The organism is Variovorax flavidus, assembly GCF_030317145.1.
In the GTDB taxonomy this organism is placed as follows: domain Bacteria; phylum Pseudomonadota; class Gammaproteobacteria; order Burkholderiales; family Burkholderiaceae_C; genus Variovorax; species Variovorax flavidus.
In genome coordinates this window covers 374,446-388,615 of the sequence record NZ_JASZYE010000004.1, presented here as the reverse complement: position 1 = coordinate 388,615, position 14,170 = coordinate 374,446, and the positions used below count along the sequence as shown (strand labels likewise).

Genomic DNA, 14,170 nt, shown 5'->3' with positions numbered 1-14,170 from the left:
TAGAACTCAATCGTTCGGTCCACGCGCGCAACACAGAGAACGATGTGATCCAGGCCAGCAATTTTCATGGTTGCCCCCTTTAAATGCGACGCGTCGCGCCGTCGATCGACCTGACGTTTGTCCCGCTTCCGGAGATTTCTGAGCTTCGAGTTGAACGAGGTCCTGCGCTGAAATAGTCGAATCACGACCGGGGGGCTGCTCCCAAGGCGTGGCGAACGTCTGCTTTCCCGTGAATTCTGGGACGCCTGCGACCGACCGGTATTGGCCGTCAGGCGTCACGATACCAAGCGTCTGTCTTGTACTTCTCGGGGATTTCTTGCGCAGTTGGCTCATCGAAGCCGAGCGCCTCTAGCTCGTCGAACCACCGATCTCGACGCGAGTCCGGTAGCTTTGCACCGCACCAGGGACAGTGGCTTATCAAACGCACGCTCTGGCCGCCGTCGCGGATGATGAGCCCGTATTCGTCATAGCGAGCCGCATATGCAACGAGCACATCGGGACACTCAAACAAATCCTTGTGCATGTCACACTGAAAACTGACCTGTTCGCGCATCGCTGGGCAACAGTGACTGTTCATCGAAGTCCTTCTCGCAACGTCCGCTCCTAGGCGAATTCTGCCCCGCCGCCGAATGACCGGTCCTGGCCGTATTCCGCCGCTCCGCCCTTTCGGATTGCTCAGAGCCGCAGGTCGTCGCTCACGTTGCCAAACATCATGACCCGGTCCACGCACTCTTCATCGGGAGTCCTGTTGACGAAGAGTACCCCGCGGCCTTTTCGAAACGTGCGCACGGGAGGCACCGACAAGAGAGTCTTGTGTTCGGCTACAACGCGCCAGCCTATCCTCGTCGCGGCTTCCTCAAAGTCCCTTGCCTGAAGGCAAATCTCTACCCGGGTATCCTGCGCGCGACGGGGTTCGAAGCTAAATGCAGCGGCTCCGTTGGGCTGTCTCGATACATGCAGCTTGAAGTACCAATCTTTCCCTGGAACGACTTCGAAGCCATCCCCGGCGCAGGGAGCCGAGCAGGCCTGCTGGCGAGGAATCTCTATTGCGAAGATTTGCTCCGCAGTCTCGCGCGTGATGACGCCGTCTGGAGCGGAAATCACTTGCTCCAACTGAGCTTCCAGCTTGCCGGCGGCCTCGAAGTAGCGCCCTGAGTAGGCTGGCCGGCCATTGACTGCGGCCCCGGGAGTTGGCGCGCCTTGCCCATGCGCGTGCACAAACGGCAGGACGCATAAAGCAAGGATTAGCAGCGCCCTGAGCGAAAGGTTTGGTTTATGCATTGGCACCGCTCGGAATGTGAGGCTTGGGTATGCATCTCGTTCAAAACTGGAGCGATTCTGCATTGTGTGGCTGCGTCCCTTATAGGCCGGCATCGCACTATCGGCCAGGCGGCTTCCTAACCGATTCTTTGATGTGCGCGGACCGGTAGCGCCAAGCCAGCAAGCCAAGGCCGGGCACCGCTATGACAAGCGCGACCGCGGCCCAATTCTCTCTGATGAAGCTGAAGGCCGACCAGACGGCGATGGCCGCGAAGACGACCACCATCGCGACGAGCGGAAAGTGGAAGGCGATGGTCTCCAAAGCTCCGACTGCCAAATCGTCTGGCCGGTGCTCCTGAACGTCATCCTTTTTATTCATAGCGCGACGTTATCGACTCGCCTCACGTCACGCAAGCGGGACGAAGGTCCGCAATTTGCCGCATTCTGCCTTTCCTGCTGACGCCGCCACGGGCGTCGAGGGCTGGCTGGCTACCTTGGAGTTCCCGCGACCTATGAGGTCCCACGCAAGGCCAGCAACCCAACCGATGCCCACCAACCATGCCCGGCCTGAATGGTGTCGATGTCGCCCGCGCAGCCCAGTGGACCACCATCGCGAGCGCCAAGCCGGCAAGGGCGCCAAGACGAGACCAAGGTGAAACGAGAGCATCAAGCATTTGGGAGGTCGCGGCGAATGTCTGGTCCTGGCCGTCAGCAGGCGGGGGCCCAAAGTTCGAACGTACTAACGCGCGGAAGCTCACTGTTCCAGCGGAACTGATGCTCCCAGTAGCCTACCTCCTCAGCCGTCGTGTTGTGAGTCGGGAGTTGTTGTGCGAAGGCCGACTCACGAGTCCCCCCGGAGTGAGCCTGTAGCTAGCGTCCTCGCGGATGAGGCGGCCTTTCTCCACCCAGAAGCCCAGCGCGCGGCCCTTGACAAGAAATTCTAGTACCGGCTTTGACAACGCGATAGGGAGAGCTGGTCGCTTCCTTGCGCGACGCGAAAAGCCGCGACTGTATACACCAGACCCGACGAGTCAATGCGGGGGGCCGTCTGTCGTGTTGGGCGCACAACTTGCCGCCGGGGTGCTCGGCGGTGCCTTTCCATGTCGCGCCGATACGCTGACTATTGAATAGCGGCCCCTCGTCTGCTGCAATGTGTCTTGACTAGGCAACCAGGGTGCGAGCATGGAGTCCAGTACGACCAATCTAGACAATCCACCTTTCATCAGGCCGATCCTAATGCCCGACGAACTCGGAGGCTGGGGCCATATAGGGCGCCTGAAGGCGCTCAATGGGTTCATCTCCGTCGACGCCACTCGTCAACACCTTTTCTCCTGGACCGGCGAGGATTCCAAAGCTCATGGCAAACGAAACGCGACGATAGTGAGGCCCCTGGCGGCCGCCGCCGGCCTGGAACCAATCGACTACCTGCAGCATCACTCTTTGCACTACCTCAGCAATGCAATCTGGCAGCCCGGGCAACAGCGCCTGGGGCTTGGGCAGTCGTTGATGCTCCTGAGGCCAAACGTTTACCTGTGCAGAAGATGCGTGCAGGACGACTTGCAGCATTACGGTATGGCCTACTGGCACCGCGAACATCAACTGCCGGGCAACTATTGGTGTTTCGTCCACGAAAGTCCCCTCAAGTGCGTTGAGAACAGCAAGGCTCTTTACCACAGCCCCTCACAAGCGCTGAGGAACTGCTCGAAAAGTCAGTTCTCCCGGCTTGAAGATATGGGTCATGCCAATCTCATCAAGCGCTTCCTGCAGATTGAAAAGGGATTCCTCGCGGCTCACAAGCCCTTGGATGGTCTGGCCGTAACACGCGTATTGCTCGAAGCCGCCGCCAAAGCGGGGGTTCGCGATTGGCGAGGAGCCAATCACACGCCGTTCAGCGACTTGCTGCACTCCAAGTTCAGCGCTCAGTGGCTCTGCTCAGTTCTTCCCGTGTTCAGGGAGAAGCAGATGGGTTTACGATTGGAAACCATCGACAAGGGACTGAGTAAGGGATACGCAAGTGTGACCGCCTTCATCGTTGCTCTGGCCGCGCTATACGACGCCGGCTCCTCTGAGATCGATGCTCTGCTCTCGGAGGTTCCCGATCTGTCGCTAGCAGGCCCTGCGAGCCCGCAAATCATGAATGTGGACAAGCTGCGTCGGGCATACGTCAAAGAGTCGGGCCGACATCGCAGAGTGGCCAAGAGATTGGGCCTGCCGCGGCGTACCACCATCAATCACCTCCATCGAATGGGGCTGCCAAGTTTGGACAGAATCGGGTGCGTTCCCTCAACGTCCGCAGAGGAGCCATTGCTACGTTTGAGGAGGGCGATCGAGCGATTTGTCGAGGACGGCCAATCTGTAAGCGAGGCCTGTGAAGGATTGGGCCTCGATGTTTCCTACTTCGAGAACTTGCTACGCGCTACGGCGGGAAATCTTTATCAAGCAACCCGCCTTATGGCGTATGAGAACAACTAGGCGATCCAGATCGAAGGGTCGACGGCTCGTACAAAATCTTCATACAACCTCAACCTGTCGGGGTCGTTGCTGAGCAGCGCAGCCACCGCCGGCGCAAGGGGCGCGAGAAAGGTTTGAGAGGCATGACGCAGATGATCCAATCGCAGTTCATCATGGCGGAGCGAGAGTGCGACCCGTTGCGCCATGAACCATAGGGTGACGATGATCCGCGGCACACCCGCGGTCAATTGAAAGATCTCGGCGGAAAGTGTCGTCGTCAGTTTCAGCTTCTTCTTTGTCAACTGGCACGCGATCAGTGGCGGAAGGAAGATTAAGACGAAAGCAGGATCGTCCGCGTCGCGAAAAGGCTCGTAGGCATGAAACCCCATCGACGTAATCCGGCTAAGGGTGCTGAATCGATGACCAAGAGCATTGATACCGTCGTTGGTGCCAGAAGCCAGCACCGCGTACTGGCCCTTGTTGACGATTGAAAGGAACCACTTGATCGCTTGATCCTCTTGAACACTGAGCTCTGGCTCACCCGACCTCCCCCTGCGCTGCAACCGCTGCTTGAGAGTTTGCAACTTGAAAAAGTTCTGGACTTCATCGAGATGAAGGATTCCGAGAAAGTGACTTCTCGCCCAGCTATGCCATTCCTCCAGCGCTTGGAGGGGGTTCTTCAAAACTCGCTTGGCGAGCCATCCGTCGAACCGGTCAGTACCTGTGGCTTCCTTCGAGGCATCCATCAATGCTAGTGCGAGATCTTTCGCCTTGCCCGACGCCGGAATCTCAACCGAAAGGTAGACAAGTTGCAGAACAGGTCCATGCAAGCCGGGAAACGACTCATGCCTGTGGGTCTGTTTCCCCAGACAGCCACGCAAGCACCGTTTGACGCCTTGCGACTTCCCAGTGCCAGAGGGGCCTCCAACCGCCGCGGCCAGTGGCGGACTGTCGGGACGCCTCAACAGAGGCACTTCCCCACTAAGGTCAGCCCATGTAGTATTGAGCCGAGGGTCGCGACAACGATAGATCTCCCGCACCACCAACTCAATGGTTCTCCATAGGTCCTGGTCTGGCTGAGATGGAACGTGAAGCGCCAGCAGCCTCATCAGATAGTGCAATCTGATGTGGTGAGGTGCATCCTCAATGCCCTCAGGAAAGACGGGATTCGTAATTAGATCAGCCAGTACTTCCTCAGGCGTCTTGATGAGGTTGAGGTTCGACGCAAGAATGTTTCCCTCATCGGGATCCCAGGAATCGCTCATGTGGAGACCTTTTTCATCACATCGCTGTAGGCTGCGTAATACGCGGCAAAGGCTTCGTTGCGCAGGTTCTCAACAACTTTGGATCTGGACGGCTTTTTGTCACGAGACGTCTGGGCAGCAATCTCGGCAGCACGCGCTTCCCTGATGGGAGGCGGCTTCGAACCCGAGGACTTTGCGAGAGCGTCGGCGGTTTGACGTCGCCCGGAGTCAACAATCGCCTGCATGCGATCCATCGAACTCTGACTGATTTCCTTGACTTGGTGCTTTTCTTGCGGACGCCTCATTGTTTGGATGGCGAGCGCATCCAACCATTCGTCGTAGGATGTTTCCGGAGATGCGCGCGACTCGTCCCAGAGTTCCAGCTTAAGCATCCCGGAGGCGGCCGGATCTGGCGTCCAGATCCTGGACATCGAACCAGGATAATAGTGAGTCCGAATATCCCAGCTACCCAGGTTTCGAGCGATGGTCGTCCACTGTTCTTGCTTAATCTCCTCCGACATGTAGTCGCATCGCACATGGCGGATGCTCGAGCGTCCGACCGTAGCGATGCTGTGGGGTAGTAGTTCGGAGATCAGTTCGCTTTCGGAGATTTGACGACGAACGCCTATGCCGACTTGATGTCCCCACCTCCAGAGCCCGCTCGGACTTGGATATACCCCCGCGGCAATCATATGTGCGTCGAGCCGCTCAGACCGATCGGCAGTCAGGTTGTACATCGAGAACATCTCGTGGAGGTACCGGGTGTACTGCGCCAAAGTCAAAACACTCTTCGATGGATCAACTCTTTTAAGCTCCATCTCCTTCCTCCTTGCATCTATCGCGCCAGGGACAAAGAACTGGAACTGCGAGTCTTTCTCGATCCGATGAAGCACTTCAACCAGACCCTTGAGGTCTGGTCTGTACGGCATTGCATAACTCGTCAGTGGCAGCAACTTCATGGCGGTGGCCCGATGTTTCGCCGACAGGTACTCACCCCGATCGCACATGAGGGCAAAGCAAAGGGTCGGAGCCGGATCCAGCGTAGCTTGCCACTGGCAGCCCCACAGCTCCCCCATCAACTCGGCCGACGCCACGGCGTTGAACAAGCTAACTTTCGCGGTGTCCCAGCTCGGTCCTGTCAGGCAGACGTAGAACCCGACGACGGCGGTCGACCAGACATCGACGATGACGTAGACGATAGGTCGGCCTATGATCCAGTTGCGATTGACCGAGCTTCTGAGATGCATATCGGCGATCGTTGAATCGATCGCCCATGTGTGCCCGGGGCCGGCAACTCCCATCCAGTTTCGCCCGGTGAGGCCCCGCTGACTTCTTTGGAAGTGCCCTTTCGTCGTCTTTTCTCGAATCCTCTCGAGCTCAGTCAAGTTGCTCGTTAGTACACGCGCGATTTGCTCATCCGTGGGGTACGAACCTAGCTCGGACAGGACCAGCTCAGTTCGACCGTTGATTTCAACGACCTTGGAACGAAAGTCTTTTAGGATGATGTCGCAGCGCGTCGGCATCCGAGGTTTTGGCGGCTTGATTGCACTGTCAGCCGCCAGAATCCTGAATGTCCATTCCGAACTCATTCCCGGCTGCTTGGGAGGGAGGATCACGTTGAGAGTGTCTCGAGCAACACGCTGCTCCTTCGTCTTCCTGCCGGCCTTCTCGCGACCATCGGGGTCACAAGGGCGCGATACGCCCGGCGCCCCTTTTAGGTCATGGCGGGGAATGAGGCTGCTTGCGAGTAGCCCCTTCCTGCATAGTAGCGACCACAACGCATAGACGAACGAGCGACCCGTGCCGTCCACCGCTCTCGCCTCCGCCACAAGTCCTCCGAGCCCGCGATGCAACAAGATTCCGTCCACAAGTCGGTCGTAGTCGAGGAAGCACGCCATGGTTCGACAACGACGGTCATACTCCTTAATCTGGCTTTTCTTCTTCGGTTCATCGACGTTCTCGCGCTCGATCTCAACCGCCGTGAGCAATCCGCGAGCCCTGAGATCGATGAGTGCATCCCGATCGGTCCATATCAAGTCCCCCACCAGGGGCGGCGATGGTTTTCTCTTCCTTTTCTTCTTGGCCGGTGTAGTCTCGGCCGCGCTAGCGTCAACCGTCTTCGATGGGCGTTCCTTCTCCGGAGCGATGCGAACGACAACAAACTTTTGGAGCTGGGGCTCATCCAGAATCACCCTGTACACGCCCGGCTCCAGCGTGTCCGCGCTCCGTGTGTCGCACTGGAAGCATGCGTTGTGAATCAATTCCAAAGCCATGCAGACCTCTGGGAGGCGATAGGGTTCTGCGCCCAGAACGCCTGAGGGGTCAGCACGACAATCGGCAGATGTGGACGCCAGCCACGGCTCAGATCAAGTGGAAGATCTCCTCTCCACACGGATTGCCAGAGAGCGAGTTGGGCGACCTCCATCGATCCAAGATGCTGCTGCAGTTCCTGAAGCACCTCTTGCAGCAGATAGCCGTTGAGCCGACAGCCAAGCTGCGTTGCAACTGCACGCTGCTCTTCCGATGCCGGGTCTGTAAGGGCCCAGGCAGCGGTCCGACGCATCGTCAGTGCGACTCTTTTGTCGAAGATTTCCGGCGTGATCAAGAGCCACTTGACGCCGCGCCTCACCCAGTACTCTCGCTCAAGCCGAAGAAGAGCAATCGTGCGCTCGTGGAGCGACCATCCGTTGGGTTTGAACGAGAGAGCGAGCATCTCCCGTGGAAGCGCTTGCCTTCTAAAGACCAACACGAGATCGGTTGATGCCTTCCAAGGCGCGTTCTGACCGTCCCCGTAGACCCACGGGTGCTTCATCCCCAGTTCCGCGGCGAGTGCCAGCGTCCCGGGATAGAGTGTCAGTGCATCGTGCTCGCTGTATGCGGCAAGGGGGTGCGCTGAGGGCTCCAGCGTCAACTTGAACTGCTCGACGCAGTCATCAAGCCCAGGCAGCATCGCAGCGAAGTACTGTTGCCCGAGTTCGCCGTCCGACAGAAGGTGGCGCAGGCGATTTCGGAACATGAGCAAATTGCTTCGGCCGGAACTTGAGGGATCGCCGCGCGCGACCTTGTGATACGGAACGTAATTCGCGTACGTTCCCTCACCGCGGCGCTCCCGCGCAAATCGCGCCAAGAGTTTCGGAGTAAATCGTTTACCCATTTAGGCCTCCAAGATCCGGCCCGTTTCTGCTCCGACGCTAGGAGGGGTTGCAGGAGCCAAATCAACGCAAGACTAGGATCAATGAGGAGGCGCAAGCATCGGTGATTTGCGCATTTCCAAACATTCAATTAACATGAAATTTAGCCCCACTGCGCCCGGACCTCCTCGAAGGCGTCCCTTGGTATTTGGCGATTGAGGTTACAGCGATTCGTTTCTTGCCGCGGCCCCAAGTTGCCTGAGACTTCTTAATTCGCCGACGGGCCGAAGGCGTTGGTTTCAACGCGAAAGGCGCGCCAGGTCGGCGAGCGTAGAGCGGACGATCAGACCGTGTTGGGCGCCAGACGATGGACCTCTCGACAGGACAGCCCTGTGCCGGCTCCGCTTCTCGCGTTCCCATTTTGCGGCAGTCTCCCGAAGAGCACGCGCTCACAAATGCCTCCAGATCGCCTACAAGCCAGTCGATCGCCATCAAGACTTCGAGAGGGTGAGCACGGGCCCTAGTCGAATGAATGAGGAGCGCTGGAAAGTACTTTCCCAGCGTCACTTCATCCCAACGAAACCCCGGCACAAAGCGCAACGGACTCGAGTACCGCGACCAACTCCAAGCCGCGTCACGTGCCTTTATGTGTCCTGATTTCGCGTTTATCCATCCATACTTTTCCATCTTTATTTTTAGCATTTGAACTACGGCGCGGATATCAAAATGATAAATTGTTTGGTAGATTTCCACGGCACGAATCGTCATGGAGGAAAACCTCGCTAGACGGTTTACGTCTTGATCCTTTAGTTTGGCAGCCCAGTTCCGATTAAGTCGTTCGAATTGAGGCAATCGCCAGGGCCCTCCCTCTCTGATGCACTCGTGGTCCGAGCAAACCATCAGAGGTTCTCCGTGAAAAGGACACACCCACACCCCGGGAAACTGGTGCCGCAATTTCCAGTACGTCCAGCCGTAGCTCGCGAGGTCGCTCCGCATGCATGTTGGACAGGCCTTGAGGGGGTGTTGGGCTCCGACTCGCGAGTACTGCAGGCCCAAGCAGTTCTTTGTGCTCGTTCCTCCCGAACGACACATGCTTTGCAGTGCACACCGTGCACCTTCGTCCGTCTGGAATGGAAAGTAATAGCGAAGCACGGTGTGCTCGAGAGCCGCATCAAGGGCACTGCCTGCGGCTCCGTCCATCTGCCTCGCGAGGTTTTCAAGTGCTCGAGGGAAATCGTGTCGAAGGCGGCAACGTGCATTCCCAAAGAGGACGTGAGCCGTCGAGCGAGTGCTGGAGAATCCCCAAAGCCTGTGCTGCCTGCCGACCAGGCTGAACACGGTTTCATCGGGTAGATAGGTCAGTTTTGGCTCCGTCAACATGCCCCTTGACCTAATCCAGAATCGATTCCCTGGGCTACCTATGCCCCTCATTGGAGCAAGGTCGCCGTCTCTGCGGCCGTGGCATAGAGATCTCTGGTCATGACAGAAGTCCATCTTTCCGGCTCCGGTCGGCCGGAGCACAGCGACTCATCTCCTTCAAACGGAAATATGTGTGGACCGGTCTTGCTGACGTCATAGTCCCCGAAGTTCAGTGGAGAACGACCTTCGGCCCGTCTTCATCAAGCACATCGACAGGCAGATCCGAGGCCTTCAGATACCGCCGGTCGTTGACGATGGCATGTGCCACTGCGCCCTGTACGGCCTTGCGGATGGCTCGGGGCGTCAGGTGCGCAAGGCGATGTGCCAAACGCGGCTCCGGCGGAAGGAAGCCCGGAACCAACAACTTCTCGATCGTGCGAGCCGCGACAACCTGCGCGATTTGAAGCGCGTGCTCTCCCCGGGGAACTGGAATCTCGAACTCCGTAAACCGTGATCGCAGCGATTCGGGGATCTTCTGCGGGTCATTTGAGGCTGCAATGTAAATGGCCAAGCTTGCGTCGAAGGTGATGTCTAGCGCGGCATCGCGAATGGTTGCCGCAGTAAGCGGCTCAAGTAAGGAATGCAGCGGTCTCAGCGGGTCATACGTTGAGTTTGTGGGAGCCTTGTCGAGTTCATCGATCAGGAAAACAGGATTCGCGAACCTCCCCAGCACGATCTCTTCGAATACCGCGCCTGGACATGCGGTACTCCAATGCCGCTCGGTGCCGAGCAGCAAAGAGGTGGTTTGGGCGTTCTCCATGGATTGACGACGCAGCGGAGCGCCCAGCGCAATCGCAAGGTCGTTCGCGTAGTGAGACTTGCCGATACCCGGTGGCCCCCACAGATGGAGCGGAGGGATTGAGAGCGGCCCCTTGCTGCTCATCGACAGCGCCACGTGCTCGGCGACGAAGTCAGTGACAGGCAGAAAATGTGGATGAGATGCACGCAAATTTGCCATCTTGCGAGCCCATCGATCCGGATGGCGGGCGGGGTTGGCGACCTCTCTGAGCGCGCCCAAGGACTTCACTTTCTCCATCAGTTCAAGCTCGCGCTTGTGTTCGTCCCTGTTTCGCACGGTCGCCGTCTTGGCGAGCACACGCAAGACCTCTTCAGCCTTCAACACCAGATGAATTCGCCTCCGGTCGCGACGTGCCACGCCTCGCTCAAATTGCCTGATGAAAGCGAGTCGACCCTCTGGTCCTGCGGGCAAATGGGCAGCAGGTGCCTCAGCGGGCCTCATCGCGTCACGCTCGACCCGCAGGCGCTCCAAGCTTGAGGTGCGCCTCTCTTCCTCGCGAGTCCGGGCCAATGCCCGGCGCTCCTCGGCCAGGCGCCATTGCAGCGCAATGGGGAGCAAGATCTCCACGACTTGATACGAGTCCTGAGAGACCTCCGTGCGATACAAGGAAAAGCCCTCCGGAGCGTGGGAGTCGCTACCCAAATCTGTTCTTCGACGGATCTGGCTCACGATGGTTGAACCTCCCACTCGACCGCCTCCCGCCAAAAGGCCTCAAGCCCTTCATCACCGCTTCGGGCAAGAGCGCTCGGCTCATGCAAGCTGCACAGCGTGAGCTCAGTTCCAAAATAGGAAGCTGCTTCGGCGCGCCGGCCGCAGACCATGCAAGCGGTGCTTGTCAGCCGCTCTGCTTCGAGCACAACCCGATCTACCTCGGGCGTCAGTTCTGCGCCAACATCGTAGGCCGCGAACAGCATGGCTCGGCGCGTATCGCCCTTGAGGTTGACCACGAACGTCCGAAATTCGCCCAAGACATACAAGAAGAGCCCGCAGCCCTGGTCGGCTCGAAGCTGAACCCACCGAAAGCCGAGTTTGCCTGGGGGTAGGAGCCGGTCAATTTGCTCACACGCGCGGCCCAGGATCGGCGTCCAGCCGCGATAGAAGGTCAGGCCAACGTGGTCACCTTCGAACATGTACGGAAAGCGCGCTTTTAAAAGAGCACCGTTCATGCTGATCGCTCCGTCCAGAGCCAACGCGATCGCCCGGTCTCGTCGTCAGACCAGGTCCAGCAGACCAAAGATCAACTTCGCGATCGTCGTCGGCGGTCCTGTATCTTATACGCAGGTGCCTAAAAGCTCAAGCAAACTCGGTAACACTATGGGAGTTTGACTTGCAGTTGTGGAAGGCACGCGCTGCGCAGTTTCGTACGCATTCGTGCATTTTGAACCCGATAGGCTGGTGCGCAAAAGATTGCAAGAGGCGAGATTCGTCTCATGCGTTCCGACCAGGATCCGGCGTTGCTCCGGGCATTTGCAGCAGAGCTGAAGGCTCGCAGGTTGGCGCTCGGGCTCAGCCAGGACCGCTTCGCGCTGGTGGCTGAAGTCCATCGAACCTTTGTGGCAAAAGTCGAGCGAGCAATTGCCATGCCTTCGCTGTCCAGCGTCTTTCGCATCGCCGAGGGCCTTGAGGTCGATCCGGCCGTGCTGATTACCGCCGTTTCGAAGCGGTACAGGAAGGAACTTCGGAGCGCTGCATTGGCGCCTTCCCCTAGTAGATCGTAGAAGAGCTTTGCGCGGGAAAATCGATTCAAGGAACTGGTTCGCTGGCGACGGATCGAGTGTCACATTGCAAGCGCAGACCGGCGCTGATGAGGCGGAAATGCAGCTCCGCCCTCCATCCCGCTTCAGGAATTTGCCACGCTTCAAGCAAGCTAAGGCGGCTAGCCGCTCGCATTGATGTGCAACATCGGTAAGCGACAGACCTTCGTTGCGTTTTATCCGCGCGAATAGTCTGTTACGGATGTTGGATTTGCCGAAGGATGAGGGCATGGCTCAGACGAAGGACGAGCACAACATGGCGGGCCCACTGTCCTTCAGTGGATCCGTTCCCGATGGAGGATGAGCGTCGAGCAAGCTGCGAAGCGCCACCCCGGCGCTACACCCGACCAGTCAACCAAGGAAATCAGAGAGGTTGCCGATACCGAGGCTGAGCAAGCACAGGCCAACACAAGCCTCCATTCTCAGATTGAGAATCGATGGCCGGGTGGGTAGCTCGCGCACGTACGCGATGGCGCGGTCGAAGGCATCCTTTGCGGCGACTCCTTCTCGTGAGCAGCAAACACAATAGGCCTTTGTTCAAGCGAACGGCGCGACGCCCTCCAGAGGAAAATCGCCCTCCATCTTCAGAAAGAGCACGCCAGAGTTCCCTATGCACGATCCCGCTTTCGTCGGACTAACCGTAAGTGCAGCCACGCTCGGGGTTCTCGCTATCTGGAAGCAACGCGTCCCCCGGTGGGTCGCCCTCACGGTATTGGCGGCCAGTGCATCATGGGCTGCTTTTTCAGACTCAAGCCCGCTGAACCACGATCACCAGGTCGATGTGGAAGGTCGCCCTTCCCCAATGGGATTCATGACCGGTTCAGCCGCACCAGGATGAGCCGGGCCCCTAACGCTTGAACCGCTCGGGCGGCCCGGCGTCCTTTCGCTTCACCTTCACCCAGTCGGATGTCCTGTGGCCCGGCTTGTATGGGCTGTCGATGCGCTTGGCGACCAAGCCCTCTAGCTTCATGCCGAGCACGGCCTCGTTGAAGACGCGGTCGATGTCGGAATCGAAGAAGCCGACCACCAGGACGTTGTCGGGGCACGGGTCGAGTAGCTCACCGAGGATCGCCTTGCGCTGCAAGAGCGTCTGGCCTGTCACATCGATGCCGTGATCAACCATCAGGTCGAAGATGGCGTAGCCGACCCGGTCGCCGCCGTCGACGAAGCGTCTGCGCTGGCCTCGCGCCTGGAGCCGGTCGAAATCTGAGTGCCCGAGGTCATCGAACACGCAGACCTCCCCGTCGGTGATGTAGGGACCACCGGCGACGCGGGCCAGACTCTGGCTTACCTCTGGGAACCACCGCGTCGCGTCGGCGCCCCCGCGCGTGCGCAGCTTGCACTGACCGTCCCCGAACATGGCGGTGAGGCGCCACCCGTCAAGCTTGATCTCCCAGATCCAGCCAGGCGCTTCGAACGCCAGCGGGCGTTCGATGAACAACATGGGCGGGTAGTCGCGGAGCTCCATCAATAAGCTCACGTTCACATAGGGTATGGGCTTTTACTGTCAGCAAAAGGAGCATAAAAGGTAATGGCTGATCGAAGGCGTTGGGTGGAACGTATCCAGTCCATAGCGCGGGCTGAGCCGCGCGTTGATCAACTTCAACTGGAGACCCTCATGTCTGACGATCCCAAGAAGACCGGCCAGGACCGCCAACGCATCTCCCTCAAGGAGCCGCACGAGGTGGGCAGCTGGACCGAATCGCTCGGCGTCACCGAGCAGCAACTCAAGGCGGCCGTCGCGGCCGTGGGCGACTCAGCGGAGAAGGTGCGCGAGTACCTGCGGAAGAAATGACCGCAAAGGGGGCGATGGGCCCCGGCAATGCGAAGTACGACTCGGACACCGCGCGCCTGCTCGCGTCGACCCCGCAAGCCGATGGCGCGGGCGGCCGCGAAGAAGACCGTAGCCAAGAAGGCAAAGAAAATTGCCGGGACCCGCTAGGCCGCAGCCGGTCGACCACCGTGGCTACCGCGCGGACGATCCCTCTGCCGCCGCCGACCAAGGCTCATGCGCCAGAGCGGTCCACGCGGACCGGCAGCAACACAAGGTTCGTCACCACCGGAGCGCCACCTCGATACTTGCCACCATGGCGCGCGAAGAGGCCATTTTTT

At 58.9% G+C, this 14,170-nt stretch carries 13 protein-coding genes; 3 read left to right on the top strand and 10 right to left on the bottom strand.

The genetic code is table 11. From position 1 onward, the window contains the following. Nucleotides 1-268: 268 nt before the first annotated feature. The 3 genes from QTH90_RS21690 to QTH90_RS21680 all read right to left on the bottom strand — a co-directional run bounded on the left by QTH90_RS21690 (nucleotide 269) and on the right by QTH90_RS21680 (nucleotide 1,639). Nucleotides 269-577, bottom strand: coding sequence for a DUF6980 family protein (locus tag QTH90_RS21690; RefSeq protein WP_286666638.1), 309 nt, complete (start codon nucleotides 575-577; stop codon nucleotides 269-271). Nucleotides 578-675: 98 nt separating this feature from the next. Further along, nucleotides 676-1,281 carry a hypothetical protein gene (locus tag QTH90_RS21685; protein WP_286666637.1) on the bottom strand — a complete coding sequence of 202 codons (606 nt, stop codon included), beginning with the start codon at nucleotides 1,279-1,281 and terminating at the stop codon, nucleotides 676-678. Nucleotides 1,282-1,378: 97 nt separating this feature from the next. After that, nucleotides 1,379-1,639, bottom strand: coding sequence for a hypothetical protein (locus tag QTH90_RS21680; protein ID WP_286666636.1), 261 nt, complete (start codon nucleotides 1,637-1,639; stop codon nucleotides 1,379-1,381). A gap of 803 nt (nucleotides 1,640-2,442) precedes the next feature. Here QTH90_RS21680 and QTH90_RS21675 point away from each other — a divergent pair. Next, complete coding sequence (locus QTH90_RS21675; RefSeq protein WP_286666635.1) at nucleotides 2,443-3,732, top strand: TniQ family protein; 1,290 nt, start codon at nucleotides 2,443-2,445, stop codon at nucleotides 3,730-3,732. On the opposite strand, the gene QTH90_RS21670 is transcribed toward QTH90_RS21675, so the two are convergent. The 6 genes from QTH90_RS21670 to QTH90_RS21650 all read right to left on the bottom strand — a co-directional run bounded on the left by QTH90_RS21670 (nucleotide 3,729) and on the right by QTH90_RS21650 (nucleotide 11,470). Next, complete coding sequence (locus QTH90_RS21670; RefSeq protein ID WP_286666634.1) at nucleotides 3,729-4,976, bottom strand: ATP-binding protein; 1,248 nt, start codon at nucleotides 4,974-4,976, stop codon at nucleotides 3,729-3,731. The two genes, QTH90_RS21675 and QTH90_RS21670, sit on opposite strands and share 4 nt — an antisense overlap. Then, nucleotides 4,973-7,228 (bottom strand): TnsB C-terminal domain-containing protein, encoded by a 2,256-nt coding sequence (locus tag QTH90_RS21665; protein WP_286666633.1) that lies wholly within the window; start codon nucleotides 7,226-7,228, stop codon nucleotides 4,973-4,975. Before QTH90_RS21665 ends, QTH90_RS21670 begins: the two co-directional genes overlap by 4 nt. Beyond that, nucleotides 7,213-8,109 carry a PDDEXK family nuclease gene (locus QTH90_RS21660; protein ID WP_286666632.1) on the bottom strand — a complete coding sequence of 299 codons (897 nt, stop codon included), beginning with the start codon at nucleotides 8,107-8,109 and terminating at the stop codon, nucleotides 7,213-7,215. Before QTH90_RS21660 ends, QTH90_RS21665 begins: the two co-directional genes overlap by 16 nt. A gap of 124 nt (nucleotides 8,110-8,233) precedes the next feature. Beyond that, complete coding sequence (locus tag QTH90_RS31540) at nucleotides 8,234-9,466, bottom strand: TniQ family protein (protein ID WP_353506625.1); 1,233 nt, start codon at nucleotides 9,464-9,466, stop codon at nucleotides 8,234-8,236. A gap of 208 nt (nucleotides 9,467-9,674) precedes the next feature. Next, nucleotides 9,675-10,661, bottom strand: a complete 987-nt coding sequence (locus QTH90_RS21655) for an AAA family ATPase (RefSeq protein ID WP_286666631.1) — start codon at nucleotides 10,659-10,661, stop codon at nucleotides 9,675-9,677. Nucleotides 10,662-10,969: 308 nt separating this feature from the next. Then, nucleotides 10,970-11,470 (bottom strand): hypothetical protein, encoded by a 501-nt coding sequence (locus QTH90_RS21650; RefSeq protein ID WP_286666630.1) that lies wholly within the window; start codon nucleotides 11,468-11,470, stop codon nucleotides 10,970-10,972. A 264-nt stretch (nucleotides 11,471-11,734) separates the two neighbouring features. On the opposite strand from QTH90_RS21650, the gene QTH90_RS21645 reads away from it, so the two are divergent. Then, nucleotides 11,735-12,022: a helix-turn-helix domain-containing protein gene (locus QTH90_RS21645; protein WP_286666629.1), complete on the top strand. Its 288-nt coding sequence runs from the start codon at nucleotides 11,735-11,737 to the stop codon at nucleotides 12,020-12,022. A gap of 883 nt (nucleotides 12,023-12,905) precedes the next feature. Here QTH90_RS21645 and QTH90_RS21640 read toward each other — a convergent pair. Then, nucleotides 12,906-13,526 (bottom strand): ATP-dependent DNA ligase, encoded by a 621-nt coding sequence (locus QTH90_RS21640; protein WP_286666628.1) that lies wholly within the window; start codon nucleotides 13,524-13,526, stop codon nucleotides 12,906-12,908. Nucleotides 13,527-13,676: 150 nt separating this feature from the next. Here QTH90_RS21640 and QTH90_RS21635 point away from each other — a divergent pair, with 150 nt between their 5' ends. Beyond that, a complete protein-coding gene (locus tag QTH90_RS21635) occupies nucleotides 13,677-13,853 on the top strand; it encodes a DUF3606 domain-containing protein (RefSeq protein ID WP_286666627.1) in 177 nt (58 codons plus the stop codon). The last annotated feature ends 317 nt before the right edge of the window (nucleotides 13,854-14,170 follow it).

Bases quoted from the DNA above. Each gene is read 5' to 3' on its own strand.
- QTH90_RS21685 (WP_286666637.1), bottom strand. From the start codon at position 1,281: ATGCATAAACCAAACCTTTCGCTCAGGGCGCTGCTAATCCTTGCTTTA.
- QTH90_RS21680 (WP_286666636.1), bottom strand. From the start codon at position 1,639: ATGAATAAAAAGGATGACGTTCAGGAGCACCGGCCAGACGATTTGGCA.
- QTH90_RS21665 (WP_286666633.1), bottom strand. From the start codon at position 7,228: ATGGCTTTGGAATTGATTCACAACGCATGCTTCCAGTGCGACACACGG.
- QTH90_RS21640 (WP_286666628.1), bottom strand. From the start codon at position 13,526: ATGGAGCTCCGCGACTACCCGCCCATGTTGTTCATCGAACGCCCGCTG.
- QTH90_RS21675 (WP_286666635.1), top strand. From the start codon at position 2,443: ATGGAGTCCAGTACGACCAATCTAGACAATCCACCTTTCATCAGGCCG.
- QTH90_RS31540 (WP_353506625.1), bottom strand. From the start codon at position 9,466: ATGTTGACGGAGCCAAAACTGACCTATCTACCCGATGAAACCGTGTTC.
- QTH90_RS21670 (WP_286666634.1), bottom strand. From the start codon at position 4,976: ATGAGCGATTCCTGGGATCCCGATGAGGGAAACATTCTTGCGTCGAAC.
- QTH90_RS21650 (WP_286666630.1), bottom strand. From the start codon at position 11,470: ATGAACGGTGCTCTTTTAAAAGCGCGCTTTCCGTACATGTTCGAAGGT.
- QTH90_RS21660 (WP_286666632.1), bottom strand. From the start codon at position 8,109: ATGGGTAAACGATTTACTCCGAAACTCTTGGCGCGATTTGCGCGGGAG.
- QTH90_RS21645 (WP_286666629.1), top strand. From the start codon at position 11,735: ATGCGTTCCGACCAGGATCCGGCGTTGCTCCGGGCATTTGCAGCAGAG.
- QTH90_RS21690 (WP_286666638.1), bottom strand. From the start codon at position 577: ATGAACAGTCACTGTTGCCCAGCGATGCGCGAACAGGTCAGTTTTCAG.
- QTH90_RS21635 (WP_286666627.1), top strand. From the start codon at position 13,677: ATGTCTGACGATCCCAAGAAGACCGGCCAGGACCGCCAACGCATCTCC.